Annotated in this window: 23 protein-coding genes, 1 tRNA gene and 1 pseudogene; 12 read left to right on the top strand and 13 right to left on the bottom strand. The window is 42.0% G+C overall.

Annotation, left to right across the window (positions count from 1 at the left end; genetic code table 11):
- Window positions 1-3 precede the first annotated feature (3 nt).
- From MF4640_RS00885 to MF4640_RS00875, 3 genes are all read right to left on the bottom strand, one after another.
- Complete coding sequence (locus MF4640_RS00885) at window positions 4-1,662, bottom strand: phosphoethanolamine transferase (RefSeq protein WP_078388368.1); 1,659 nt, start codon at window positions 1,660-1,662, stop codon at window positions 4-6.
- A 112-nt stretch (window positions 1,663-1,774) separates the two neighbouring features.
- The gene (locus MF4640_RS00880; protein WP_078388367.1) at window positions 1,775-2,899 is read right to left on the bottom strand and encodes a porin; all 1,125 of its coding nucleotides are present in this window, start codon (window positions 2,897-2,899) and stop codon (window positions 1,775-1,777) included.
- Window positions 2,900-3,040: 141 nt separating this feature from the next.
- The gene (locus MF4640_RS00875) at window positions 3,041-4,297 is read right to left on the bottom strand and encodes an MFS transporter (protein WP_078388366.1); all 1,257 of its coding nucleotides are present in this window, start codon (window positions 4,295-4,297) and stop codon (window positions 3,041-3,043) included.
- 136 nt (window positions 4,298-4,433) lie between these two features.
- On the opposite strand from MF4640_RS00875, the gene MF4640_RS00870 reads away from it, so the two are divergent.
- The 4 genes from MF4640_RS00870 (at window position 4,434) to MF4640_RS00855 (ending at window position 7,490) form a co-directional block, all read left to right on the top strand.
- Window positions 4,434-5,063 (top strand): 1-acyl-sn-glycerol-3-phosphate acyltransferase, encoded by a 630-nt coding sequence (locus MF4640_RS00870; protein ID WP_078388365.1) that lies wholly within the window; start codon window positions 4,434-4,436, stop codon window positions 5,061-5,063.
- A gap of 65 nt (window positions 5,064-5,128) precedes the next feature.
- Window positions 5,129-6,046, top strand: coding sequence for a patatin-like phospholipase family protein (locus tag MF4640_RS00865; RefSeq protein ID WP_078388364.1), 918 nt, complete (start codon window positions 5,129-5,131; stop codon window positions 6,044-6,046).
- A gap of 97 nt (window positions 6,047-6,143) precedes the next feature.
- Complete coding sequence (locus MF4640_RS00860) at window positions 6,144-6,617, top strand: NfeD family protein (protein WP_078388363.1); 474 nt, start codon at window positions 6,144-6,146, stop codon at window positions 6,615-6,617.
- A 15-nt stretch (window positions 6,618-6,632) separates the two neighbouring features.
- Complete coding sequence (locus MF4640_RS00855) at window positions 6,633-7,490, top strand: SPFH domain-containing protein (protein WP_078388362.1); 858 nt, start codon at window positions 6,633-6,635, stop codon at window positions 7,488-7,490.
- Between the two features lie 141 nt (window positions 7,491-7,631).
- Here MF4640_RS00855 and MF4640_RS00850 read toward each other — a convergent pair whose 3' ends face one another.
- Window positions 7,632-8,543, bottom strand: coding sequence for a polyprenyl synthetase family protein (locus MF4640_RS00850; protein ID WP_078388438.1), 912 nt, complete (start codon window positions 8,541-8,543; stop codon window positions 7,632-7,634).
- 316 nt (window positions 8,544-8,859) lie between these two features.
- Window positions 8,860-10,050, bottom strand: a complete 1,191-nt coding sequence (prpF, locus tag MF4640_RS00845; protein WP_078388360.1) for a 2-methylaconitate cis-trans isomerase PrpF — start codon at window positions 10,048-10,050, stop codon at window positions 8,860-8,862.
- Between the two features lie 331 nt (window positions 10,051-10,381).
- On the opposite strand from prpF, the gene MF4640_RS00840 reads away from it, so the two are divergent.
- The 5 genes from MF4640_RS00840 (at window position 10,382) to MF4640_RS00820 (ending at window position 16,455) form a co-directional block, all read left to right on the top strand.
- Window positions 10,382-11,734: an amino acid permease gene (locus MF4640_RS00840; RefSeq protein ID WP_004694612.1), complete on the top strand. Its 1,353-nt coding sequence runs from the start codon at window positions 10,382-10,384 to the stop codon at window positions 11,732-11,734.
- 79 nt (window positions 11,735-11,813) lie between these two features.
- Window positions 11,814-11,889, top strand: a tRNA-Arg gene (locus MF4640_RS00835).
- Window positions 11,890-12,570: 681 nt separating this feature from the next.
- The gene (hppD, locus tag MF4640_RS00830; RefSeq protein WP_078388359.1) at window positions 12,571-13,632 is read left to right on the top strand and encodes a 4-hydroxyphenylpyruvate dioxygenase; all 1,062 of its coding nucleotides are present in this window, start codon (window positions 12,571-12,573) and stop codon (window positions 13,630-13,632) included.
- Between the two features lie 166 nt (window positions 13,633-13,798).
- Entirely contained in the window at window positions 13,799-15,199 is a 1,401-nt protein-coding gene (locus MF4640_RS00825; RefSeq protein ID WP_078388358.1) for an amino acid permease, read from the top strand.
- Between the two features lie 29 nt (window positions 15,200-15,228).
- Window positions 15,229-16,455, top strand: a complete 1,227-nt coding sequence (locus MF4640_RS00820; RefSeq protein WP_078388356.1) for an aromatic amino acid transaminase — start codon at window positions 15,229-15,231, stop codon at window positions 16,453-16,455.
- A 257-nt stretch (window positions 16,456-16,712) separates the two neighbouring features.
- On the opposite strand, the gene MF4640_RS00815 is transcribed toward MF4640_RS00820, so the two are convergent.
- On the bottom strand, window positions 16,713-17,534 hold the full coding sequence (locus tag MF4640_RS00815; RefSeq protein ID WP_078388355.1) for an IclR family transcriptional regulator: 822 nt from the start codon (window positions 17,532-17,534) through the stop codon (window positions 16,713-16,715).
- A 185-nt stretch (window positions 17,535-17,719) separates the two neighbouring features.
- Between MF4640_RS00815 and fahA the strand changes: the two genes are divergently transcribed.
- The 3 genes from fahA to MF4640_RS00800 are packed head-to-tail and all read left to right on the top strand — an operon-like array spanning window position 17,720 to window position 20,261.
- Window positions 17,720-19,003: a fumarylacetoacetase gene (gene fahA / locus MF4640_RS00810; RefSeq protein WP_078388353.1), complete on the top strand. Its 1,284-nt coding sequence runs from the start codon at window positions 17,720-17,722 to the stop codon at window positions 19,001-19,003.
- Between the two features lie 21 nt (window positions 19,004-19,024).
- Window positions 19,025-19,663: a maleylacetoacetate isomerase gene (maiA, locus tag MF4640_RS00805; RefSeq protein WP_078388351.1), complete on the top strand. Its 639-nt coding sequence runs from the start codon at window positions 19,025-19,027 to the stop codon at window positions 19,661-19,663.
- Window positions 19,664-19,685: 22 nt separating this feature from the next.
- A complete protein-coding gene (locus MF4640_RS00800; RefSeq protein WP_078388350.1) occupies window positions 19,686-20,261 on the top strand; it encodes a VOC family protein in 576 nt (191 codons plus the stop codon).
- Between the two features lie 275 nt (window positions 20,262-20,536).
- Here the strand turns inward: MF4640_RS00800 and MF4640_RS00795 are convergent, their stop codons facing one another.
- The 7 genes and pseudogenes from MF4640_RS00795 to MF4640_RS18920 all read right to left on the bottom strand — a co-directional run.
- Window positions 20,537-21,604, bottom strand: a complete 1,068-nt coding sequence (locus MF4640_RS00795; protein ID WP_078388437.1) for an ArsO family NAD(P)H-dependent flavin-containing monooxygenase — start codon at window positions 21,602-21,604, stop codon at window positions 20,537-20,539.
- A 153-nt stretch (window positions 21,605-21,757) separates the two neighbouring features.
- Complete coding sequence (gene arsH / locus MF4640_RS00790) at window positions 21,758-22,462, bottom strand: arsenical resistance protein ArsH (RefSeq protein ID WP_078388349.1); 705 nt, start codon at window positions 22,460-22,462, stop codon at window positions 21,758-21,760.
- Between the two features lie 5 nt (window positions 22,463-22,467).
- On the bottom strand, window positions 22,468-23,511 hold the full coding sequence (arsB, locus tag MF4640_RS00785; RefSeq protein ID WP_078388348.1) for an ACR3 family arsenite efflux transporter: 1,044 nt from the start codon (window positions 23,509-23,511) through the stop codon (window positions 22,468-22,470).
- A gap of 7 nt (window positions 23,512-23,518) precedes the next feature.
- Window positions 23,519-23,992 carry an arsenate reductase ArsC gene (locus MF4640_RS00780; RefSeq protein ID WP_078388347.1) on the bottom strand — a complete coding sequence of 158 codons (474 nt, stop codon included), beginning with the start codon at window positions 23,990-23,992 and terminating at the stop codon, window positions 23,519-23,521.
- A 6-nt stretch (window positions 23,993-23,998) separates the two neighbouring features.
- Window positions 23,999-24,319 carry a metalloregulator ArsR/SmtB family transcription factor gene (locus MF4640_RS00775; RefSeq protein WP_078388346.1) on the bottom strand — a complete coding sequence of 107 codons (321 nt, stop codon included), beginning with the start codon at window positions 24,317-24,319 and terminating at the stop codon, window positions 23,999-24,001.
- Window positions 24,320-24,376: 57 nt separating this feature from the next.
- Complete coding sequence (gene arsC / locus MF4640_RS00770; protein WP_078388345.1) at window positions 24,377-24,811, bottom strand: arsenate reductase (glutaredoxin); 435 nt, start codon at window positions 24,809-24,811, stop codon at window positions 24,377-24,379.
- A 206-nt stretch (window positions 24,812-25,017) separates the two neighbouring features.
- Window positions 25,018-25,149, bottom strand: a pseudogene (locus tag MF4640_RS18920) (IS481 family transposase); the annotation flags it as partial.

The following is a 25,149-nucleotide window of genomic DNA, read 5'->3' as shown; positions in this document are numbered from 1 at the left end:
GGTCTAAGTGCTCGCTTTGGTCGCAGTACAGTGTTCTAACATATTATTTTTTGAATCAATCACCGTACTTTTTACCCCAAGTAAACTCAATAAGCTTGGGAACAAATGATCTTGGCTTAATTCTTGGCTTTTTTGTTGCCCTAAGCAAGCGATTTGTTGTGGATTCTGCCTTTGCCATGTTTCTGAAAACCACATCAGCATCGGCACGTGGGTCTGTTGACTCGGTGCAATGGCATAAGGTGAACCATGTAGATACAACCCGTGCTCACCAGTCGACTCACCATGGTCAGATAAATACCAAAAACCAGTTTCAAAATTTGAGTTTTGCTTTAATACACCAATCAGTTGACTCAACACATGGTCGGTATAAACAATGGAGTTGTCATAACTATTTTTCAGCTGTTCAGGTGTGCAGGCTTGAATGGCATTGGTTTCGCACATCGGTTGGAAAGGCTGAAACTTAGGCGTTGAACGCTTATAGTAAGCTGGTCCATGACTGCCCATTTGGTGTAACACAATTAAACGTGGCGTTTTATCATCAGCCGCAATACCAGCCATATAGGCTTTTAAGCTATCCACCAAAATTTCATCGCTACATTCACCATCGGCTGAACACCATTTTTTTTGTATCGGTTCAGGAATTTTATACTGCTCAACCCGATCACAAACGCCTTTGCAGCCAGAGTTATTGTCAATCCATGTCACTTTGTAACCAGCACGCTGTGCAAGGTCTAATAAACCTTCACGGTGGTGCGCTAACTGTGCATCGTAGTTTTCACGTGGCATGCCTGAAAACATACAAGGCACCGAAACTGCAGTGGCTGTCCCGCAAGAACTGACTTGATTAAAGTTGATGACATTGAGTTTTTCCAGCTCAGGGTTGGTCTTTTTCGCATAGCCATTTAAAGAAAAACTTTCTGCACGTGCCGTTTCACCGACCACCAAAACCATCAATTTCGGCAAGTTTTGCTGTCCGACTTGCTTCACCAAATGGGCATCTTCACCATAAGTCACCAACGGTAAATGCTGCTGTGGTCGATTTTTTTTATAATATGACAGCGTTGAACTAATCGCATTTTGCGGTGAAATCATCCCTTTGAGATCACGATGCTCACGGAAAATCGCGGCATAATCGACAAAGAAAATAAACAACATGCCTGCAATCAGCAAGATAGAAACTGCACTACCGAACAGCTTGTGCAATAACACGGTTTTAAAAGGATCACGGCGGATTTTAACCTTAAATAAAACGACTAAAGGTAGTACTACCATCGCCCCAATCCACAGCACAAGACGCCATGACAACAAGTCGCGCACTTCATTGCCATCGGTTTGCATCATGTTTTGGATCTGATCTGGTGTGATCGAAACGCCTAAGCTGTTAACAAAATATGCACTCATTCCACCAGTGACGATCAATAGCGCAGCCAACCCTTTAGCCATCGGTCGCCACTGTAACAGTTGAAAAACTAAATGATAAAAAGCCAACACCACCAAAACGGTAGCACCGATAAAGGCATAAGCTTTGAAACCGTGATAGGGCGTAAGCAACTGAACTTGCTTATAGAACATCACATTTAAAACCACGGCTAACCACAGCGCCAAATATACGTTAAAGCGCGAAAGTGAAACTTCTTTAAAAATAGACTGCAAATTGAACATTTTAAATCATGTCTTGCTGAGCGGATGTCCCCAATGTAGTTTTCTAAACTTAAAACTCGCTTAAATAAAAAAGGCGCTGTCTGTGCAGCGCCTTTTTTCTATCACTTAAACATTAAAATTTGTATTCAATCCCCGTGCCTACTACAGGTTGTTTGGTTTCAAATGATGCTTGTTCAAGCGTCAAAATCCCTGCGTAACCATAAGCTTTAACTTGCTTGGTAAAGGCATAATCAGCACCTGCAATAAACTGCTGCGCATCAAAGTCTTCTTTAGATGTTTTAAAACTGGTTGAGTTTTGACTGTATTGAGCTTTCACTGTCCAAGCTTTGGCAGTCGGTAAGTTATATTCAGCCCCAACCAACCAGCCTTGTGCATCGTCTATGGCAGCCGCGGCAGCATCATTGCCTTGTACATCCACCACTTCAGAAGTTTGATATAACGCTTTCAACGCTAAACCATTATTCAGATTTACTCGACCAATCGCGCGTAAGGTGTCTGCTGCTGCAAAGGCACTGCCTGCCACTCCGCCAGTCACCTCAGGCGCTGACGCATTCAACGTGCCACGTCCTGCAAAGGTTGACGGAATGGCCTTATCATAACCAACCCCTGCAACAAACTTTTTACTGTCATAGACCACTGACGCTGACCAAGCATCGCCCAGACAACGCCCTGCAACTTTTGCCCCGCCTTTAGATTTTTCAATACCACCAGCTTCTCCTGTTGCTAACAGTGCCGCAGCTTTCAGTTTACCTGCGCCCACTCCCCAAGCAGGTGTTTCATAGACCAGCACGTTATCGACTCGGTTTTCACCCGTGAAAATCCCCGCCACATCGGCTTTGTTGGCGACATAGTTATTAAAGGTATCTACCACTGAAGACAGTTGTTTAACGGGGGTATCAATTTTACCGACTTTCAATGTACCCAATTTCTGGTCTTGTAAGCCAACGAGTAAATTACGCGGAACGAAAGTATCGGTGCTACCGCCATTGTCTACATAAAAGGTAAATTCAGCTTGGTATAGTGCATTTAAGCGATCTGTCAGCTTCTCTTCGCCTTTTAACCCCAAAAAGGAGTTGTTAGAATTCAGCTCGACCACATCGCGGTCTTTATTTGGCGAAGCATTGTCTTCAGGTAAATAATCGGCCGTGACATCAATTTCACCATAAAAAGTAGGTGCTGCGAATGTTACCCCTGCCACTAAACTTAAAGCGATTGCGGCTGCAATTTGTGTTTTCATTATCAAAATATCCTACGGTAAATTTGTTACAAATATTACCGTTCAGACATATATGACAGAACAATTAAAAAATTATTTAGTTATATTTTTTAATTGTTTACGTCACTATTTAGCACTTTTTATGATTTATTTATGAATGAATTATGAAAGGTCTGAATGCATCGCAATGCCACGCCATTTGAAGATAAACCACAGGCTCAACATCGCAATGACCACAATCATACACAGATAATTAAAATAGCCGATCCAATCTCCCAATAGACCGCTCACACTATACAAACCGCCACTGACAGTGGCCATCAGCGCCACTTGAAAAGTAAAGTCCGTGCCTGCCAGATGTTTACGACTGTACTGCATCACTAGGGTGAGCATAACCACCAACAGCATCGATGAGGTCATATCTTCAAAGGCATTAATCAAATAAATTAGCCACGGCTGAATACTGTGCTGGCTTTCATATTGAAAGGCTAACCATGTATAAGCCGCCAGACTGAATATTTTTAGCACTGAGTACAGTACTAAAGCCGTGGCAGGGCGAATCAACTTCAAACTATAGCCTGCAAGTCCTGCACCTATTAAAGCGGCACATGCACCCAACATGGTGACATAAATCCCTATCTGAGAAAAACTCAGACCCAAATCGACCATTAAAGGCTTCAAAAGTGGCCCTGCTAAACCATCCGCTATTTTAAAGCTGAATAGCACTGCTAACCATGCTGCGAGTACGGGACTCTGGACAAAATAAGCCAAATAGTTTTTGATCTGTTGGAGGTTGAAAGGTGTAGGCCGAGCTTCTGAAACAGCTCGATGCTTTGGCTCTAGATAAATTAAAATCGGCAGCGTGTTTATAAAGACGATTGCCGCCAGCATCAAAAAAGTGCTCTGCCAACTCAGCCAATCTAATGCCCACAAGATTGCTCCACCACCGACAATAAAACCCAAACGCGATCCAATCACCTGAAAGGTATTACCCCAGTGCTGTTGCTCCCCTTTTAAAATATTGACTGCCAATCCATCTGTTGCAATATCTTGCGTTGCCCCTAGCAAATTCATACTCAGGAGGGCCACAAAGAAAGCCCATAAATAAATAGGTTGATTTAATCCATCAATCGGGAGGAAAGACAGCCCGATCAGCACCAGCACCGTAAGAAACTGCAATGGGATGATCCAACTCCGATAGTGGCCGAAACGAGTGATCCCAAAGCGATCCAGTACAGGTGCCCAAAACACTTTGATCGACCACGGCAACATCAGCAGTCCGAAGCCTCCAATCTGTGCCAATGAAACACTCTGTGCTCTTAAAATGACAGGCAAGGCATGAGTCATAAACCCGACAGGTAAGCCCTGCGCCCAATACAATGAAAACAGCAAAATATATACATTGCGAGTCTGTGGCATGCTGTTCCTATATACATGGATTGGTCAAAATGTTCATCTGAGATCGCTATCCCTTCACTTTTTTTGCCAATGAATTCAAGCTGATCACTGCTTATGATGAGAGGATATACATCTTGGTCGATTGAGTATAATAACAATGAACCAAAATTTTCCAGAACTACCAGATCAAGTTCCAAGTCGTAACTCATCTGCATTCACTCGCGCTATTTTTAAGCAGCTTTATTTGGCGCAAGGTTGGCGCTTTGTTGGCGAATTTCCGAACCTGCCTAAAGCAGTAGCAATTATTTCACCGCATACCTCAAATATCGATGCATGGCATGGCTTTACGGCTCTGTTGGGTTTAGGCCTAAAAATCACAATTTTTGGCAAGAACAGTTTGTTTCATACCCCACTGAAGCCTTTACTTGAGTGGATTGGCGTGATTCCTGTCAATCGTACCCATGCCCAAGGGTTAACCCAAGACATTATCGATATTATTCACAGCAAAGAAAAAATTTGGGTCGGTATGGCCCCTGAAGGCACACGTAAGCAAGCCGAATCTATCCGTAGTGGCTTTTATCGCATTGCGCATGGTGCACAGATTCCGATTGTGATGTTTTCCTTTGACTATGCGCAAAAAACCATCCACTGCTTGGGCGTATTTCATCCCACAGAGCATTTTGAGCAAGACCTAGAGCATATTTTAGATCTGTATATCGGCAAATTTTCAGCGAAAAACCCAAAATGGTTGGCCAAGCCTTTACAAAAACGCTTAAAAAATAGCTAGTAAATCAAGGTCGAATCTGCTGAGATGTGCACCATTATTTGTTTTGCGTTTTAGTACTTTTGACCATGAATTTTGCTCGTTTATCTCTGATTGGTGCACTCACACTGACTATGGCAGGATGTGATCTTGCATCAAAGAAAACACCTACAACAACTCCCATTCAAGCTCGCGAACCTGTGATTGCGATTGCACTCGGCGGTGGCGGTGCCAAAGGTTTTGCACACATTGGGGTGCTTAAAGTTCTAGAGTCACATGGTATTAAACCTAAAATTGTTACGGGAACGAGTGCGGGAAGTTTTGTGGGAAGTATCTATGCCAGTGGTAAAACGCCTTTCCAGCTTCAGCAAATTGCCTTGACCTTAAAAGAATCGGACATTCGAGACTTAACCCTCAATTCCCAAGGGTTTGTTCAAGGTCAAAAACTGCAAGACTATGTCAACAAACACGTCGGCAACAAGCCGATTCAACAGTTCCCTATCCGCTTTGCTGCGGTGGCGACCCGTCTTGACACTGGACGAAAAGCCGACTTTATTAAAGGCAATGCGGGTCAAGCAGTACGTGCTTCATGCAGTATTCCGAACGTTTTTGTCCCTGCGGTGATTGGTGGAACCAAATATGTTGATGGTGGCCTTGTTAGCCCAATTCCAGTCAAAACAGCCAAGGACATGGGCGCGGATATTGTAATTGCGGTTGATATTTCAGCCCGTCCCGTTGGAAACAAGCCACTGAATATGTGGGGTTTGCTCGATCAGACCATTAATATTATGGGGCAGCAAAGCATCAATGAAGAGCTAAGCCAAGCAACTGTAGTGATTCAACCCAAAGTTGGCCACCTAGGTACTTTAGACTTAAAAGCCAGCAATCAATCTATTTTAGAGGGTGAAAAAGCCGCGCAGCTCAAAATTAAATCGATCGAAAAAGCCATTGTCGATTTTAAAAAGACCCCAGCTGCTTTTAAACCTGCGCCCAAAGCCAAATTCTAAAAAATTTGATTTTTAATATTCAAAGACTTATTCATCTGCTAAATTGATATAGATGCTTCTGCATCTATATCCCTATAACGAATATATGAGTAGATGTATGGAATTTGCTTTTGAACCTTGGCACTGGTTTGTATTGGGCGTTCTGTTAATGTTATCAGAGCTGATTCTGCCTGCTTTTGCCGCATTGTGGTTCGGTATTGCGGCCATTATGGTCGGTATTTTGTACTGGATGTTCCCAATGATGGGTGTTACCACGCAGTTTGTGACGTGGATTATTTTGTCGATTTTATGCACTTTACTTTGGTTTAAGTTTATTAAACCGCTTTCGACTGACAAAACCAAAGCAGGACTGTCTCGCGAAGCAACCATCGGTCAAATTGGCATGGTGATTCAAGCGAGTCCTGAAAATGAACACATTCGCGTTCGCTTCCCCATTCCAGTACTCGGTTCAGATGAATGGAACTGTCGTACTTTAGATAAAGTCCAAGTCGGCGACCGAGTGCGTGTCGTTGAAATACTGGGCAATGATTTAATGGTCAAAGCACACCTCTCAACCAACGAAAATAGATAAAAGTGAGTTAAGCATATGTCTGGTGGATTTATTGTCGTTTTAGCAATTTTGGCTTTTGCCGCTGTCACCATTTTTAAAGGTGTCCGTATTGTTCCACAAGGTTATAAATGGATCGTGCAACGTCTGGGTAAATACCATACCACGTTGAATCCAGGTCTTAACTTTGTGATTCCTTATGTCGATGAAGTGGCTTATAAAGTGACGACCAAAGACATTGTATTAGACATTCCCTCTCAAGAAGTGATTACCCGCGATAATGCCGTTTTGCTCATGAATGCAGTGGCCTATATCAACATCACTACTCCTGTAAATGCAGTGTATGGGATTGAAAACTATACCTGGGCCATTCAAAACTTAGTGCAAACGTCACTGCGTTCAATCGTTGGTGAAATGGATTTGGATGATGCATTATCATCGCGCGATCACATCAAAGCTAAGCTTAAAGCAGCCATTTCTGATGATATTTCAGACTGGGGCATTACCCTCAAAACCGTTGAAATCCAAGACATTCAACCCTCTTCAACTATGCAGGCCGCAATGGAAGCGCAAGCGGCAGCTGAGCGTCAACGTCGTGCGACCGTGACCAAAGCAGACGGTGAAAAACAAGCAGCGATTTTAGAAGCAGATGGTCGTTTAGAAGCATCTCGTCGTGATGCAGAAGCACAAGTGGTCTTAGCACAGTCATCCCAACGTGCCATTGAAATGGTCACTTCGGCTGTGGGCGACAAAGAAATTCCTGTGGCTTACTTGTTGGGCGAACAATATGTCAAAGCGATGCAAGACATGTCTAAATCGAACAATGCTAAAACAGTGGTGTTGCCAGCCGATATTTTAAGTACCATCCGTGGTGTTATGGGACGTAAAGACATCTAACTGATGCTTGGTTTGATTGAATGAGGACAGCTTTCGAGCTGTCTTTTTTATTGGCGTTGTGAAAAAACTCAAGCCTCTAAGGAACAAGCATTAAAAAAGAGGACACGCTATGTCCTCTTTTTTTAATCTAAACACTGAAACTTAGCTTTGGCGAGCCAATAAAAACTGTGAAATCTGATTAAGTTCTGCTGCCGCATCCGTTGGGAAATAAGCCAAAGCAGCAAAGGCTTGATCATGCAAACTCTTGGCATACTCTTGTGCAGCCTCAAGTCCCATCAAGGCTGGATAAGTCGATTTTTCGACTTGCTCATCCTTCCCTGCGGTTTTACCCAGTACATCTGTATTTGAAATGATATCTAAAATATCGTCTTGCACCTGAAAAGCCAAACCAATTGCCTGCGCATATTCGCGTAACTTAGGAATCGCTTGATCGCAACCGTCAAATACAGTCACCGCGGCCATCATCACCGCAGCAGAGATTAATGCACCCGTTTTATTCCGATGGATATTTTCAAGTGCAGCCTGATCGACACGTTTACCTTCGGCTTGTAGGTCGAGGACTTGGCCACACACCATTTTAGAGCTCGCTGTCGCTAAAATTTGCATCTGCTTCAGTACAATACCCTGATCAACCACTGGGCCAGCATCAAACAGACGGCTACCTAAAATTTCAAATGCCATGGACTGTAAGATATCGCCCGCTAGCAAAGCCGTATCTTCACCATAAGCCACATGACAGGTCGGCTGACCACGACGCAAAAGATCATTGTCCATACACGGCAAATCATCATGTGCCAAGGAGTAACAATGAATCAGTTCCACAGCCACCGCGGCACGGCGCACGGCAGCTGCATTATTGTTTGGATTTAAATGTGCCGTGGCATAGCACAGTGCAGGACGCACACGTTTACCACCTAACATGACCGCATGATGCACGGCACTCTTTAACGGTTCCGGAATTGAAAAAGCATCAAGTGCCGTCAATAAATCATCGTGAATACGTTGTTGAGCCTGTTGGAGTGCATTTGCTGATACGTCGGTTAGTGCTGACACATTCGCCTCGAATAACAATAGGATAAATTAATCTGGTGCTCAGTTTGCCTGAGCTGATCATTTGAAATGATCTGTTGGCATGATACTGCTTTCTGCCCGCTTTCTCTATGCCGAAAGTACAAACAAGGCACAGTATTCTATTAATTTTTGCAGACGAGGTGATAAGAATGACTTTTCTACTATTTCAAGCAACCATTACACAATCAATCAAGCTCTAAAATTCACTGCTCATGCTCTTAGTTATTTTTAGCCTTCTTATTACAAACCTAGAGTTGACATAAAAAAGCCTCTACAGAAAGAGGCTTTTTACATAGCGCTACTCCAAGCTTTCCGCTGGAATACGCACCCAACCTTCCATCAACACACGAGCACTACGGCTCATGACAGCTTTTTTCACTACCCACTGACCATTTTCTTGTATCGCTTGCGCTCCCACACGTAAGGTCCCTGAAGGATGACCAAAACGGACTGCTTCACGTGCTCCGCCACCCGCAGTCAAATTGACCAAGGTTCCAGGTATCGCTGCTGCGGTACCAATGGCAACAGCCGCTGTCCCCATCATCGCATGGTGTAATTTACCCATCGAAAGTGCACGAACCAATAAATCAGTGTCTTGCTTTGTAATGGTTTTACCACTCGACGAGACATATTGTTTTGGCTTAGAAACAAAAGCAATTTTAGGCGTGTGTTGACGACTGGCAGCTTCAGAAATGTCTTGAATCAGCCCCATCTGTTTTGCACCATAGGCACGAATGGTTTCAAAACGCGCTAAAGCTTTAGCATCGCCATTAATTGCGTCTTGTAATTCACTCCCCGTGTAGCCAATGTCTTCTGCATTTAAGAAAATGGTCGGAATACCTGCATTGATAAATGTCGCTTGAAAGCGACCAATCTCTGGAACCTCTAAAGTGTCAACCAAATTCCCTGTTGGGAACATTGCACCACCATCTTCACCATCATCGGCTGGATCTAAAAATTCAATTTGCACTTCTGCAGCTGGGAATGTCACGCCATCAAGTTCAAAATCACCTGTTTCTTGAACTTGGCCCTGCGTAATAGGTACGTGTGCAATAATGGTTTTTTGAATATTCACCTGCCAAATGCGGACTGTGCAGATGCCATTTTCTGGAATACGTGTAGCATCGACCAAACCATTTGAAATCGCAAATGAACCTACAGCAGCCGTTAAGTTACCGCAGTTTCCGCTCCAGTCGACAAAAGGCTGATCAATCGACACCTGCCCAAATAAATAATCGACATCATGTTCGGGCTGTTGGCTCTTCGCTAAAATCACCGTTTTACTGGTACTCGATGTTGCACCACCCATACCATCAATCTGCTTTGCATAAGGATCGGGGCTACCAATCACACGGAGCAATAACTGATCTCGAACGCGTCCAGCCTGTTGCGCTGCTTCTGGGAGATCATCTAATTTAAAGAATACGCCCTTACTGGTCCCTCCACGCATATACGTTGCTGGAATTTTGATTTGCGGTGCAAAACTCATTTTTATTGAATCCTTCATATTTATCATTGTGTTAAGTCAAAAGATCTGATTTAACTTAGGCTCATCATACCTTTTTTCCCTATGCCTACGTAAAATACAGACTTAAGTCTAAAAAAACATCATTTGTGAACGTCCGGTTTCCAAATAAAATTCCTGATTTGATAATTTAAATAAAATTAATATATTGATTCGTATGTTTTTTATTTACAATTCATTACACATTATTTTTCATATGAATAATAACTTTTTTTCATAAATTTTGAGCTACTATGCGATTTCTTCGCGATCTATTACAATCGGAAACACTTATCCATTGTCGGGCTGAAATAACTTGAATAAAGAGTCGTCTCAACTTCAGCGTGGCTTAAAGAACCGTCATATTCAATTGATTGCCATGGGCGGCGCAATTGGTACTGGCTTATTTTTAGGTTCCGCACATGTGATTGAATCTGCTGGCCCATCCATTATTTTGGGCTATGCAATTGGCGGTTTAATTGCGTTTCTAATCATGCGTCAACTCGGGGAAATGATCGTTGAAGAACCTGTTGCAGGTTCTTTTAGTCATTTTGCAAACAAATACTGGGGCAAATTTGCAGGCTTTCTTGCAGGCTGGAACTACTGGATTCTATATGTTCTAGTAGCCATGACCGAGCTGACAGCTGTTGCGAAGTATATCAACTACTGGTGGCCCCATATTCCTGCATGGGCATCGGTTCTCACCTTCTTTGTGATCATTACCTTAGTCAATTTAGGTAATGTGAAGTTTTACGGTGAATCAGAGTTCTGGCTAGCTATTATCAAAGTCACGGCCGTCGTCGCTATGATTGTATTTGGTCTTTATCTTTTGGCTACGGCAGGCGCAGATTCCACGGCTTCATTTAGCAACCTTTGGTCACATGGCGGTTTCTTCCCGCATGGCGTTGAAGGCCTCTTCTATATGCTTGCCTTCCTCATGTTTGCCTTTGGCGGTATTGAATTGATTGGTATGGCTGCAGCAGAAGCTGATAACCCACAAAAATCAATTCCGAAAGCAATCAACCAAGTGGTATTCCGTATCCTCATTTTCTATGTGGGTTCATTGACCATTTTGTTATCGCTTGTACCTTGGAATGAATTGCAACTTGGCGGCTTAGATAAGAGCCCATTTGTAATGATCTTCAGTCAATTAGGTATTGGTTGGGCTGCGCATTTGCTTAACTTTATTATCTTGACTGCAGCACTTTCTGTATATAACAGTGGTATGTATGCTAACAGCCGCATGCTGTTTGGTTTAGCACAGCAAGGCAATGCACCTAAAATCTTCAGTAAAACCAATAAGCAAGGGGTACCAATTCCAGCAGTCTTGTTTTCAGCATTACTCATTTTCGGTTGTGTACTGTTGAATTATTTTGCGCCAGAAGATGCTCTCAGCAACTTAATTTATATTGTTGTTGGTGCTTTGGTATTGAACTGGGCCATGATCAGCTTAACTCATCTTCAATTTATGAAGGCCATGAAAAGCGAAGCAAAAAAACCATTATTTCCTGCACTTTGGTCACCTTTCAGTAACTACCTTGTGCTTGGATTTATTGCTGTAGTGCTTTACATCATGTGGACTCAAGGTTTAAGCGGCGCTGTGATCATGATTCCAATCTGGATCGTATTAATGTTCGTTCTATACAAAATTCTGTATAGAAAAGCATAAAATATTCATTTTTAAATAGTTATTGTTTCGGCAATAACTATTTTTTTTGAGTAAAATCAGCTACATTAACCGCACTTTTGCGCTCTTAGCTTAACTGGATAGAGTAGTTGCCTCCTAAGCGACCGACGTGGGTTCGAGTCCCGCAGAGCGCACCATTTTATGGTTGTTTTCAATCTCTCTATGCCTAATCATAAACACTAAAAATTCGATTTATCACACTGTGATACTAATAATCCCCTTCAATCTTGGACGCTGATTCAACAGCCGCTCAAGCTAATGCAAAAAATTCAGCGTGATCAAACTCGCTCGCGGCGACACCTACATCTGGGTTTTCAAGTCAGGTTTTAGTAAGTCAAACTGTTCTTGATATTTTACAATTAATTTTCGTGCTCAAATCAATTGCTTGGCTGTTTCATTTTCAAATAGCTATTCTCAATAGATGCACTGAATGAGCCAAATTTCATACCCAATTTTTCCCTTCTATTTTAGTCCTATAGCACAGATTTCATCCTGAAATCTTGGTATAACAAAGCGCCCCTATTTTAAAAATATTTTTATGAATAATATTAATTTAATTTATAGGTCAATTATTTACAAATATTATTCATTACGTAATTAAATTACGTATTGAATAATATTTTGGATCAAGTATGATGAATTAAAACTTCTACACTTGCTCACTCAACATTGAGAATGCTGCTGAACAAGTGCCCCATTTCAGACAAACGGATTTGTCTCTCTCGCTCTAGAATTGTAGCGACCAGTCCGTTAGCTCTGAAAGGAATCGTTAAAAAGATAAGCAATAGGATTGCTTAAAAAAGAAATGAGGACGTTGTATGAATGAATTAGCCAACCCATTAGAACTGTGTGGATTCGAATTTATTGAATTTGTTTCTAAAGATGGTCAGCTAGATGCAGTGTTTGAAACCATTGGGTTCAGCAAAGTGGCAAAGCATAAGTCTAAAAATGCGTATTTATGGCGTCAGGGTAAAATTAATATCATTCTAAATTATCAGCCTGAATCGTATGCAGCTTATTTCTATAAAGAACATGGCCCTTCTGCCTGTGCAATGGGTTTCCGTACCAAGAATGCGGCAAAGGCATTTAAAAAGGCGATAGAAATTGGTGCTGAACCAATTTACAACCAAGTTGGTCCGATGGAGCTAAATATCCCAGCGATTAAAGGGATTGGTGGCTCTCCTATTTTCCTCGTCGATTGTGACATTTACCAAAATGACTTCATCTTCTTTGATGATGTAGCATCCAATCCTGTCGGCACAGGTTTATATGAAATCGACCATTTGACCCATAATGTGTATAAAGGCCGTATGCAGTATTGGGCTGATTTCTATGAAAAGATTTTTAACTTCCAAGAAATTCGCTACTTCGATATTAAAGGTGAATATACTGGCCTGACGTCCAAGGCACTTACGGCGCCAGATGGCAAAATCCGTATTCCGCTCAATGAAGATTCGGATAAAGGAAATGGTCAGATTGCTGAATTCCTCAATGAATTTAACGGTGAAGGTATTCAGCATATTGCCTTCATTTGTGATGACCTGATCAGCACTTGGGACAAATTAAAAGTTTTAGGTGCCAAGTTCATGACACCTCCACCCAATACCTATTATGAAATGCTAAGTGAGCGTTTGCCTAACCACGGTGAACCTGCCGATGAACTACAAAAGCGTGGCATTTTGCTGGATGGCAATACTAAAGACGGTAATAAACACCTCTTGTTGCAAATTTTCTCTCAAAATATGCTAGGCCCTGTCTTCTTTGAATTTATTCAGCGTAAAGATGACGACGGTTTTGGTGAAGGCAACTTTAAAGCGCTATTTGAGTCGATTGAACGCGATCAAATTAAACGTGGCGTTTTAGATGTATCTAAAGCTTAAACGACTTCTAAAATTTCCCTGTACATATAGTTTTATGTACAGGGAAATTTAACTTTTGCGCAAAAATTATACTCGTAAAATTAAAGTCTGCTCCGATGACAATATAAAAATAAGTACACACATCATCATGGATCAGGGCTTTATCTCACATGGATGAAGAATAAAAATGCAGCACATTGAACAAGGAAACCTGAAAAAAGGTTTAAGTAATCGTCATATTCAGCTCATCGCCCTCGGTGGTTCTATCGGCACAGGGCTCTTCCTCGGCATTTCACAAACCATCAAACTCGCAGGACCTTCTGTTATTTTAGGCTATGCCATCGCAGGTCTTATTGCCTTTCTCATGATGCGCCAGCTCGGTGAAATGATTGTGCATGAACCCGTGAGTGGTTCTTTTAGTCATTTTGCTTATAAATACTGGGGCAAATTTGCGGGATTTATGTCTGGCTGGAATTATTGGGTACTGAATATTTTAGTGTGTATGGCTGAACTCAGTGCTGTCGGCCTCTATATCCATTACTGGTGGCCTGATATTCCAACGTGGGTTTCTGCTTTGGGTTTCTTTATTTTCATTAATGTCATTAATTTACTGCACGTGAAATTATTTGGTGAAATGGAATTCTGGTTAGCCATTATTAAGGTCGTGGCAATTATTGCCATGATTGCTTTTGGTAGTTACTTGCTGGCTAGCGGTAGTGGTCATAGCCAGTCTAGCTTACAAAATTTGTGGCAGCTCGGTGGCTTCTTCCCAAATGGTATTACAGGCTTAGTGATGGCTATGGCCATGATTATGTTTGCTTTCGGTGGAATTGAGCTGGTAGGTATTGCAGCAGCAGAAACAGATAATCCTCAGAAAACTCTCCCAAAAGCCGTCAACCAAATTGTTTACCGCGTCTTATTGTTTTATATCTTAAGCCTAGTCGTAATTTTGTCACTTTATCCATGGAATATGATGGCTGAAGGTGGTAGTCCTTTTGTATTAATTTTCGACTCGTTGGGCAGCCAAACCGTAGCCGCTGTTTTTAATTTTGTGGTTTTGACTGCGGCTGTTTCTGTCTATAACAGTACCAATTACTGTACCAGCCGAATGCTGCTTGGCCTAGCACAACAGGGCAATGCCCCAAAATTTTTAAGCAAAATTAATCCGCGTGGTATTCCTGTAAATGCCATTATGGTTTCAGCTTTCTTTACTTTAATATGTGTTCTGATTAACTATTTATTTCCTGAAAAAGCATTTAACTTACTCATGATGCTGGTCGTAGCAGCTATTGTGATTAACTGGGTCGTGATTTCTTATACACATTTAAAGTTTAAAAAAGCCATGAATCGCATGCAGGTAAAAACTCACTTTCCAAGTGTGGCCTATCCATTTACCAATTATTTATGTATTGCCTTCATGGCGAGTATTCTACTCATTATGAGTCGTAGCCCAGATATGCAAATTGCAGTTCTCATGATTCCAGTCTGGATTGCAATTTTACTGACGGCTTATCTCTTTAAACGGAAGCAAGAAGATCATGTTGCGTTGCTTGAAAAAAGTAAAATCACTTCCTTACCAGAAGCGTAATATCGTATTTATCATATTAGGATGTATTCATGTTTCAACATATTGATGCCTATGCAGGTGACCCGATTCTTTCTCTGATGGAGGAATTCAGCAAAGATACGCGCCATAATAAGGTCAATCTCAGTATCGGACTTTATTATAATGAAGATAATATCGTGCCACAGCTGCAGTCGGTTCAAAAAGCCTATACTCATTTAATTCCTGACTATGACAAAGTCCGAGTGTATTTGCCGATGGATGGGCTCAAGAGCTTTAATCACGCTGCACAAGAACTCATTTTCGGTCAGGCAAGCCCTGCTCGTCAGCAAGGACGTGTCGTCACCATTCAGACTTTGGGTGGTTCTGGTGCACTCAAAGTAGGTGCAGACTTCTTAAACAAATATTTCCCGAAGTCTGAAATCTGGGTCAGTCAACCGACTTGGGAAAATCATATTGCGATCTTTAATGGTGCTGGTGTTCAAACCCATTTCTACCCTTATTATGATGCAAATACCAATGCCGTAAATCTAACTGCGATGCTAGATACCTTAAAGCAGCTGCCTGCTCAAAGTATCGTACTACTGCATCCTTGCTGTCATAACCCGACAGGTGCAGATTTAGAACCTCATGAATGGGATCAAGTGATTGAGGTTCTAAAAGCAAATGACTTGATTCCTTTCTTGGACATGGCCTATCAAGGTTTTGGTCAAGGATTAGAACAAGATGCTTATGCAATCCACGCGCTAGATCGGTCTGGTATGAACTTTATTGTCAGCCATTCTTTTTCCAAGATCTTTTCCTTATATGGCGAACGTGTTGGTAGCTTGAGCTTTGTCTGCGATGACGCAAACATTGCCCAAAATGTATTGGGCCAGCTTAAAGCGACAGTCCGTCGCATTTATTCTAGCCCAGCAGCTAACGGTGCGTTATTGGTGAGTCAGGTATTAAATGACACAGCATTGTCTCAGCTATGGCAGTCTGAATTAGAAGAAATGCGTCAGCGCATTTTACTGATGCGTCGCTTACTTGAAGACAAACTCAGTCAAGCGCTACCAGATATGGACTTTAGCTATCTGACCCAGCAACAAGGCATGTTTAGTTATACGGGCTTAAGTGCAGAACAGGTCGATTTGCTGAAACACGATTATGGTATTTATTTAGTCCGCAGCGGCCGTATGTGTACTGCTGGCCTAAATTTAAACAATATTGATTATGTGGCTGAGTCGATGGCGACTGTGCTTAAAGCGGCAAGCTCCGCTGAGTCTGTGCTTGCTTAAAAATATATCATGTTCACTTAGGCTTCTCACTCTAGGGTTAGAAGCCTTTTTTATCGTTATTTTTCAGAACTTGAATCAAGGCAACCTAAGTCTACGGGTTTAAGCGTCACTGTCTATTTCCTAATTTCCCCTTTTCCTTTAGACAGCGTGGCAGAAAATGAAATATTTATACTGTCTAGCACGACCGCATCCCATAAAAAAATCCACCAAAGGGCGGATTTAAAACTTAATTCATCTTTTCAATGCAATCGACGCTTTTATATGGCAGCAGCTGGACGAAATAAAGCATCGATCTGTCGCTGTACGCCAAGTACATAATCAATTGCTTGCTGCATTTGTCCTTCGGGTAACTGATCTTCTGTGCCAATACAAGTAATGACATGATCCAGTTGCTGCGTGAAATTAAAGACTGGAATACTAATCGCATTGATCCCAGCCATCATATCTCCTGCGACTGAAGCATAACCTTGACTCAGAATTTTCGCTTTCAGTTCTAAAAAATCTTCCCAATTTGCAGGATACTGCTCTGGTTTAGCGCTACTTTCCCATTCTTTTTCCAATAATGGCTTGATGATGTGCTCAGATTGATAGCAGGCATGCAAGCGCCCTGTCGCAGATTTCAGCAGAGGCATGCGTGAACCGACTCGAGTAATAATATTAAAGACATGGTTAGATTCTAGAGACTGAACCACGACCGCTCCATCAGCAAACCATTTACTCACATGAATACTGCAATTCAGATGTTGCTGAATATCCTGAATATAACGCTGGCTTAATTCCAACATATCTGTTCGCTTGAGTGCATTCACCCCAAAAGCATGTGCACGCTCACCTAAGCTATAACGCCCATCAGTTAATTGCTGAGCATAGCCTTTACGAATCAAGCTCACCACATAACGGTGTACTTTGGCCGGATGCATGGATAAAACTTCGGACAGCTCTTTTAACATCATCGGTGCATTATGTGCGGTCAATGCATCCAATACGGTTAATCCAACTTCCAGAGACTGAACCCCTCCCTGTATTTTTTCTTCCTCAACACTCATCGCTTTACCCTGCATAGCTGCATTAGTTGTCATAACTCCATTGGTGAATTGTACTACTTAAATCAAAAATGTGAGCCATCTAAACCTGACTCTCTCATTCAGAGTAGTATAGCCTAACAATTTACACTATTCATAAATAAATTATTTATTGCGTAATTTTAAAATATAAGTATGATTCTATCTAGAACTTAAATTTTCCACGGAAAGGATCAATATCCATGAGCAAACGCTTGAAGTCATTTGTTGAAATTGCTGCACATTCAGATTTCCCACTAGAAAACCTGCCTTATGGCATTTTTAGTGAAAAACACAATTCGCAGGCCCGTGCTGGCGTAGCACTGGGAGAATGGGTGGTTGATCTGGCGGTACTGGAAGCGCATGGTTATTGCAAACAGGCAGATGGCAAACTGCTCTTTAATCAACCGACATTGAACACGTTTATTGAATCAGGTAAAGCCAATTGGTCTAAGGTCCGCGCAGAATTACAAGCTTTGTTGTCCGCAGATAATCCTGAACTTCGTGACAATCAGGCCCTGCGTGATCAAGTTTTCTTCAAACAATCAGACGTCAAAATGCATATGCCTGTACACATTTCAGGCTATACCGATTTCTATTCGTCTAAAGAACATGCCACCAATGTTGGTTGCATGTTCCGTGACCCGAAAAATGCGCTGCTACCCAACTGGTCAGAACTCCCTGTTGGTTATAACGGTCGTGCCAGTTCGGTCATTGTGAGCGGCACTGACATTGTCCGTCCATCAGGACAAATCAAGCTGCCAGATTCAGAACGTCCTGTATTTTCTGCTTGTCGTAAACTCGACTTTGAACTGGAAACTGGCTTTATCGTAGGTAAATCAAGTCAGCTGGGTCAACCTGTTCCAATTGAAAACGCTTGGGATCATATTTTCGGTATGGTGCTGTTTAATGACTGGTCTGCTCGTGACTTGCAGCAATGGGAATATGTGCCACTTGGTCCGTTTAATGCCAAAACTTTTGCGTCGTCTATTTCACCTTGGATTGTGACGCTGGAAGCACTTGAGCCATTTAAAACCAGTTCTCCTGAACAAGAGCCGAAACCTTTGGCTTATCTGCGTGAAGACAACAGCAGCAATAGTTATGACATTCATCTTTCGGTTGAAATTCAGCCTGAGAATGACGACAAAAGTGATGTGATCTGCAAAACCAACTTTAAATATATGTACTGGTCCATGGCTCAGCAGCTAACTCACCATACGATTGCGGGCTGTAACTTGCAGGTCGGTGATTTGATGGGTTCAGGGACCATTTCAGGACCAACTCCAGATTCTTATGGTTCATTGCTCGAAATCACATGGAATGCCACCAAACCTTTAACACTGTCAAATGGCGAACAGCGTAACTTCATTCAAGACGGCGATACCGTCATTATGAAAGGCTATTGTGAAAAAGATGATTTGCGGATTGGTTTTGGTCAAGTCAGCGGCAAAATTCTGCCAGCAGTGGATTTTTGTTTTACCCAATAATTGCAGCCTAGGATGTTGCCCATGAAACTGTATACCTATTTTCGTAGTTCTGCGGCTTACCGAGTTCGTATTGCCTTGAATTTAAAAGGTCTTTCTGCTGAATATGTACCTGTGCACTTAGTCAATAATGGCGGCGAGCAGCATAGTGAAAGCTACCGTCAGATTAATGCGAGTGAGCTGGTGCCCACATGGGTAGAGCAGAAGTTTGTTCTGACCCAATCGCTAAGTATTCTTGAATATTTAGAAGAAAAATTCCCAGACACGGCCCTGCTCCCTCAAGACTTGCAGCAGCGTGCTTTAATCCGTGCATTTAGTTTAAGTATTGCCTGCGATATCCATCCGCTCAACAACCTACGGGTACTTCAGTACCTGACGGGTACATTTGAAATAAGTGATGAGCAGAAAACAGCTTGGTATAAACACTGGGTTTTAACAGGCTTTAAAGCCCTTGAAGCACAGCTAGAACAGTCAAATGGCAAATTCTGTTTTGGCAGTCAACCGACCCTCGCGGATTGCTGCCTGATTCCACAAGTCTATAACGCTCTACGTTTTGATTTTGATTTATCGGACTATCCAAAAATTTGTTCGATTTACACCCATTGCAACACTTTAGAAGCCTTTCAACACGCTGTACCCGAAATGCAACCTGAAGCTGCTTAAGTTTTTTTATAAGGATATAAAAATGACCATTCAAATTGAAAAAATTCACCACGTGGCCTACCGTTGTAAAGATGCCAAAGAAACGGTGGAATGGTACAAAAAAAATCTAAATATGGATTTCATTCTCGCTTTTGCTGAAGACCATGTCCCTTCAACTAAAGCCTTTGATCCTTATATGCACCTCTTCCTAGATGCAGGAAACGGCAATGTGCTGGCTTTCTTTGAACTACCAACCCAGCCTGAAATGGGCCGTGATGAAAACACCCCAAAATGGGTGCAGCACATTGCACTCAAAGTCAAAGACCGTCACGCACTGATTGATGCGAAAGAACACCTAGAAGCCAATGGCATAGAGGTCTTGGGCATTACCAATCATGGTATTTTCCACTCAATTTATTTCTTTGATCCAAATGACCATCGTTTGGAATTGGCTTATGACGATGAAAAAGCACCACAAAAAATTGCCATGATTACTGAACAAATGAAATATGACATGCTGGAAGAATGGAGCAAAACCAAACGCGCACCGCAGCATACGCATTTCCTACATGCAGATGAATTAAGCCATAATTCTCGCACCGCCAAAGTAGACGCCTAAGTCTGGCGGAAGTTGTGCGGATGGTGAATGCCTTAGAGGCAACTTAAACGATACTTTTTAAAAACTCAAAGCAGCTTCGGCTGCTTTTCTGATGTAAATAGATAGGTTTTCTTATTTTAATTAGCTACTTAGAGTACCTTAAACCTCCTATCAATCATCAATAATTGCTTTCCATTTGCTTCACGGCGAATTCTATTTCCGTCCTCATCCGTATCGAATCAAATCGAATTGTTCATGCATGAAACCTGTCTATGCATCCCTTTAAACTTATAGGTTTAAGTATCAGTCAAATAGGCCGCAATTTCATCAGCCGCAGCTCTTGCTGTTCTGGACACTCCAATTAAAGTCGCCGATGCCATGCCTGTCCATTCACCATAGCCAACCAACCATAAATTATTTAGTTTCATTGAACGCCCATTATGAACAGCAACCGTTTGATCAGGCTCTACCACACCAAGACCTCTTAAATGATTAAGTGCAGGGTTAAATCCTGTACACCAAATGACAGCATCTACCGCTTGAGTTGAACCATCAGCCCAAACAACTGAATGCTCAGCAAATGCGACAAAAGGCTCTCGACTGTGTAACACTCCTCGTGTTCTTGCCTCTTTTACACTGTCAATCATGACAATATCTCCAAATCCACCGGCAGGCTGTTCCAAACTCCGACCTTCCTGTTGTGCTTTTAAACGCTCCGTTGCACGAAGAAACAAGACTCGCCCATCAACATCATCTGATAAAAATACTGGTGCTGTCGTCGTGACCCAAGTCGTTTCTGCCACTTTTGAAACTTCGGCAAGAATTTGCGCGCCTGAGTTTCCACCACCTACAACGATGACTTTCTTGTTTTTAAAAGATGTTGCATTGACATAGTCTGCTGAATGAAGCTGTATTCCTTTAAATTTCTCACGTCCAATATCATTAGGAATATGAGGCTGGCTCCATGTACCTGTTGCACTGACCACAGCCTTTGCCCGCCAATATTGATCTCTAGCATATACATCTAAATAACCATCTTCTTGTTCAATATGATCGACATGGACTGGCCGAATGATCGGAAATTGATAGCGTTTCTCGTATGCCGACAAATATTCGATCACTTCATTTCGCATTGGGTAAGTGTGTTCTGTTGTGGGCATCATCCAACCTGACAACGAACTCCATGTATGCGGTGAAAAAAGGCGTAGCGACTGCCAAGCATGCAGCCATGCTCCACCTGCCTGCGTTTGATCATCTAAAATCACAAATGGCACTTTTTTACGTTTGAGGAAATAAGCTGTAGCAAGTGCCGACTGACCACCACCAATAATAATCACATCGACTTCTGCTTGTAGTTGTGCCAAAGCCACTCTCCCATTTGCTATAGTTAAGCCATATTCAAAATTAAAAAGCCCAGTCTATTCAACAAACTGAGCGAATTTTAAAAATTGATCAAATCTGTAATTGGGCTTTTCAATTGCTCAAGCTGCTTTTCAACATCTTTGATCATCTAGAATTTATAAACTCCGTTGATTGACACGCTTAGATAATTCTTCTGCCGACTCTTTTCGCTCTGAATAACGGTCTGTGAGGTACTGACTTTGCCCACGCGTCAGTAGCGTGAATTTATACAGCTCCTCCATGACATCGACAATTCGATCATAAAAGGCTGAAGGTTTCATCCTGCCATCTTCTTCAAACTCTAAAAAAGCTTTGGGAATAGACGATTGGTTTGGAATGGTGATCATCCGCATCCAACGGCCTAAAATACGCATCTGGTTTAGGCTGTTAAAGGACTGCGATCCACCACTGACTTGCATGAGCGCCAAAGTCTTGCCTTGGGTTGCACGAATTGCACCACCTGCCAATGGTATCCAGTCAATTTGCGATTTAAAGATTGAACTCATGGAGCCATGACGCTCAGGCGAGCACCACACCATCCCTTCTGCCCAAGCCAAAAGCTCATGTAGTTCTTTGGCTTTTGGATGTTCCATATCCGCATCTTCAGGTAAGGGCAAGCCCTTAGGATGAAAAATTTTTACTTCAGCGCCAAAGTGCTCCAAGATACGCCCGGCTTCCATCACCGCCAATCGGCTGTATGAACGCTCACGGTTAGAACCATACAGCAGCAAAATACGGGGTGGATGATCCAGTCCTTTGGCCTGTACTTTTTCTAAAGTCGGTTGATCGAGAAGATTCATATCTACATTTGGGAGAGTCATAGAAATTACACCTCTGCTTTAAAAAGCTTTTTTCTAAGCCACAAAGACACACTGACTAAAGCAATCAACACTGGTACTTCAACCAATGGCCCGATTACCGTGGTAAACGCCACAGGTGAAGCTAAACCAAAGGTTGCAATCGCGACAGCCAGCGCCAATTCAAAGTTATTCCCCGCAGCAGTAAAAGAAATTGCTGTGGTTTTAGGATAGTCATTCCCCATCCACTTGCTCATAAAAAAGCTGATGAAGAACATCACGATAAAGTAAATGGTCAATGGAATGGCAATACGCAAGACATCGAGTGGCAAGCTCACCACATCATTCCCTTTGAGGCTAAACATCGCCACAATCGTGAACAATAACGCCAACAAACTCAGTGGACTGATCTTCGGTAAGAAGACATGTTGATACCAATCCAAACCTTTAGCTCGAACCAGTATGAATCGCGTCATAAAGCCAAGGAAAAATGGAATTCCCAAATACACCAATACCGCATGAGTAATGGTCCAAAAATCGACATTGATCACCTGTCCTGCAACACCAAAATAAGGTGGCAAGAAGGTTAAGAATAGCCAAGCATAAGTACTGAAGAATAAGATCTGGAAGATACTGTTAAAGGCCACCAATGCAGCAACATATTGGTTATCCCCGCAGGCCAAACCGTTCCACACCAAGACCATCGCAATACAACGGGCCAGTCCTATCAGGATTAAGCCTGTCATATATTCTGGATAGCTATGTAGAAAAATAATGGCTAATGCAAACATCAATACTGGTGCTATCACCCAGTTCTGTACCAAAGACAAAGTTAAAGTTTTTTTGTCTTTAAACACTTGTGGTAGCGCTGCATAATCCACTTTAGCTAAGGGTGGATACATCATCAGAATCAAACCAATCGCAATTGGAATATTGACGGAATCCACACTCATTTTATCCAATGCCACTGAGGCTTGTGGAAAGAACACACCAATCGCTATTCCCACCCCCATTGCAATGAAAATCCATAACGTAAGGTTACGATCTAAAAAGGATAATCTTTGTTGAGCCATGATGTTCTCATTCAATATCTGAGATGTGATTGATTGCAGCAATCAATTCAGGACGAGACATATGCGCTGTATCGAGTGCAAATAACGCATCTAAACGACGATTGATATGGTCTACAGTGACTTGGAAGGCTTTGAGTTTTTCTTCTTTCGGTAAATCCAAGTGTGATGGATCTGCTAAACCCCAATGTGCTTTGATTGCACCACCTAAATAGAGCGGACATGCTTCCTGAGCGGCTGAATCACAAACCGTAATCACCACATCAGGTTGGAATTGTTCGCAGTCATCAATGGTCTTACTCCACAAACCTTCGGTTGAAAGACCTAAGTTTTCCAGAGTTTCAATGGTCAATGGATGTACCTGTCCAGATGGCTTGCTACCTGCACTGTAGGCTTTCCAACCCTTTGGGGCACGACTGTTGAACAGTACTTCGGATAAAATGCTACGGCAACTATTTCCAGTGCACAAAAAAAGAAATTTCATATTGTTCTACTCGCAATAACTATTGATTTGCTGAAAGGATAGTGCAACTTTTGGTTGTAAATCGGCATTTTTAAGGGTGTTAAGTACGTCTAAGCACCAAGCGGGTAAATTGGGATTGAGACTGTAATACACCCATTGCCCTTGACGTCGATCTTGTAAAAGCCCCGAAGAACGCAGTAAGGCTAAGTGCCGCGAAATCTTGGGTTGGCTGAGTTGTAGTTTTTCAGTCAAATCACAAACACACTGTTCATTATTTCCAAGAACCAACATGACGATATTGAATCGCGTTTCATCAGCTAAACATTTAAAAAAATTGATTTGATCCATACTTTCACCTACTCAAACCTCTGGATATAGCAATACTTACAGATACCCAGTACATATTTATTTTAATCGCTGCCCATTTGCATCAAGTACTTGTTCACCGTCTTCTTTAGTGAAAGCACCCTTTTGTGGGAGTGGTAAAATTTCTAAAACTAGTTCTGACGGACGACTTAAACGAGTTCCTAATTCAGTGACTACGAATGGACGGTTAATCAAAATTGGATGCTGCAGCATAAAATCTAAAAGCTGTTCATCCGTCCAGTCCTCACGGCCCAACTCGAGATCACGATAAGGATCAACATTCTTACGAATCGCTTCTCTCACCGTTAAACCTGCATCCGCGATCATTTGAATCAATTCATTTTTAGATGGAGGTGTTACAAGGTACTCAATCACTTCAGGTTCAATATTGGCATTACGAATTAATGCCAATGTATTACGTGATGTACCACATTCAGGGTTGTGATAAATCTTAACTTTTGGAGTAGCAGGCATTTGCTCAAACTCAATTGAATCTTTATATATACTTATATATGAATAAACATATATATGCAACTCCATATTTTAAGAATAAAAAATGATCTTTTTTGAATATATAGTGATCGAATGAGCATGTTAAAATTAGATAAAATATAAGATTTAGAGGTCAAGCTATGGAAACAGTCATGATTACTTTGATCTTAGTGATTATTTTGATTTTACTAGGTGTTTAGTCCCGGCATTTGATGGATCGGATCAATTTTAAAAAGTTCAGGTTCATCTGTCCACTGTTTGCAGATGAATTCGTAGGGAGTCAGGCCCCTGAGTGTTTTGAGTCTGCGGCCGAAGTTGTA

The organism is Acinetobacter sp. MF4640 (genome assembly GCF_002018895.1).
GTDB classification, from domain to species: Bacteria; Pseudomonadota; Gammaproteobacteria; order Pseudomonadales; family Moraxellaceae; genus Acinetobacter; species Acinetobacter johnsonii.
The sequence above is the reverse complement of the archived record's forward strand: the minus strand, read 5'-3'. Positions and strand labels throughout refer to the sequence as shown.

Bases quoted from the DNA above. Each gene is read 5' to 3' on its own strand.
- MF4640_RS00885 (WP_078388368.1), bottom strand. From the start codon at position 1,662: ATGTTCAATTTGCAGTCTATTTTTAAAGAAGTTTCACTTTCGCGCTTT.
- MF4640_RS00880 (WP_078388367.1), bottom strand. From the start codon at position 2,899: ATGAAAACACAAATTGCAGCCGCAATCGCTTTAAGTTTAGTGGCAGGG.
- MF4640_RS00875 (WP_078388366.1), bottom strand. From the start codon at position 4,297: ATGCCACAGACTCGCAATGTATATATTTTGCTGTTTTCATTGTATTGG.
- MF4640_RS00870 (WP_078388365.1), top strand. From the start codon at position 4,434: ATGAACCAAAATTTTCCAGAACTACCAGATCAAGTTCCAAGTCGTAAC.
- MF4640_RS00865 (WP_078388364.1), top strand. From the start codon at position 5,129: ATGAATTTTGCTCGTTTATCTCTGATTGGTGCACTCACACTGACTATG.
- MF4640_RS00860 (WP_078388363.1), top strand. From the start codon at position 6,144: ATGGAATTTGCTTTTGAACCTTGGCACTGGTTTGTATTGGGCGTTCTG.
- MF4640_RS00855 (WP_078388362.1), top strand. From the start codon at position 6,633: ATGTCTGGTGGATTTATTGTCGTTTTAGCAATTTTGGCTTTTGCCGCT.
- prpF (WP_078388360.1), bottom strand. From the start codon at position 10,050: ATGAGTTTTGCACCGCAAATCAAAATTCCAGCAACGTATATGCGTGGA.
- hppD (WP_078388359.1), top strand. From the start codon at position 12,571: ATGAATGAATTAGCCAACCCATTAGAACTGTGTGGATTCGAATTTATT.
- MF4640_RS00825 (WP_078388358.1), top strand. From the start codon at position 13,799: ATGCAGCACATTGAACAAGGAAACCTGAAAAAAGGTTTAAGTAATCGT.
- MF4640_RS00820 (WP_078388356.1), top strand. From the start codon at position 15,229: ATGTTTCAACATATTGATGCCTATGCAGGTGACCCGATTCTTTCTCTG.
- MF4640_RS00815 (WP_078388355.1), bottom strand. From the start codon at position 17,534: ATGACAACTAATGCAGCTATGCAGGGTAAAGCGATGAGTGTTGAGGAA.
- fahA (WP_078388353.1), top strand. From the start codon at position 17,720: ATGAGCAAACGCTTGAAGTCATTTGTTGAAATTGCTGCACATTCAGAT.
- maiA (WP_078388351.1), top strand. From the start codon at position 19,025: ATGAAACTGTATACCTATTTTCGTAGTTCTGCGGCTTACCGAGTTCGT.
- MF4640_RS00800 (WP_078388350.1), top strand. From the start codon at position 19,686: ATGACCATTCAAATTGAAAAAATTCACCACGTGGCCTACCGTTGTAAA.
- arsH (WP_078388349.1), bottom strand. From the start codon at position 22,462: ATGACTCTCCCAAATGTAGATATGAATCTTCTCGATCAACCGACTTTA.
- arsB (WP_078388348.1), bottom strand. From the start codon at position 23,511: ATGGCTCAACAAAGATTATCCTTTTTAGATCGTAACCTTACGTTATGG.
- MF4640_RS00780 (WP_078388347.1), bottom strand. From the start codon at position 23,992: ATGAAATTTCTTTTTTTGTGCACTGGAAATAGTTGCCGTAGCATTTTA.
- MF4640_RS00775 (WP_078388346.1), bottom strand. From the start codon at position 24,319: ATGGATCAAATCAATTTTTTTAAATGTTTAGCTGATGAAACGCGATTC.
- arsC (WP_078388345.1), bottom strand. From the start codon at position 24,811: ATGCCTGCTACTCCAAAAGTTAAGATTTATCACAACCCTGAATGTGGT.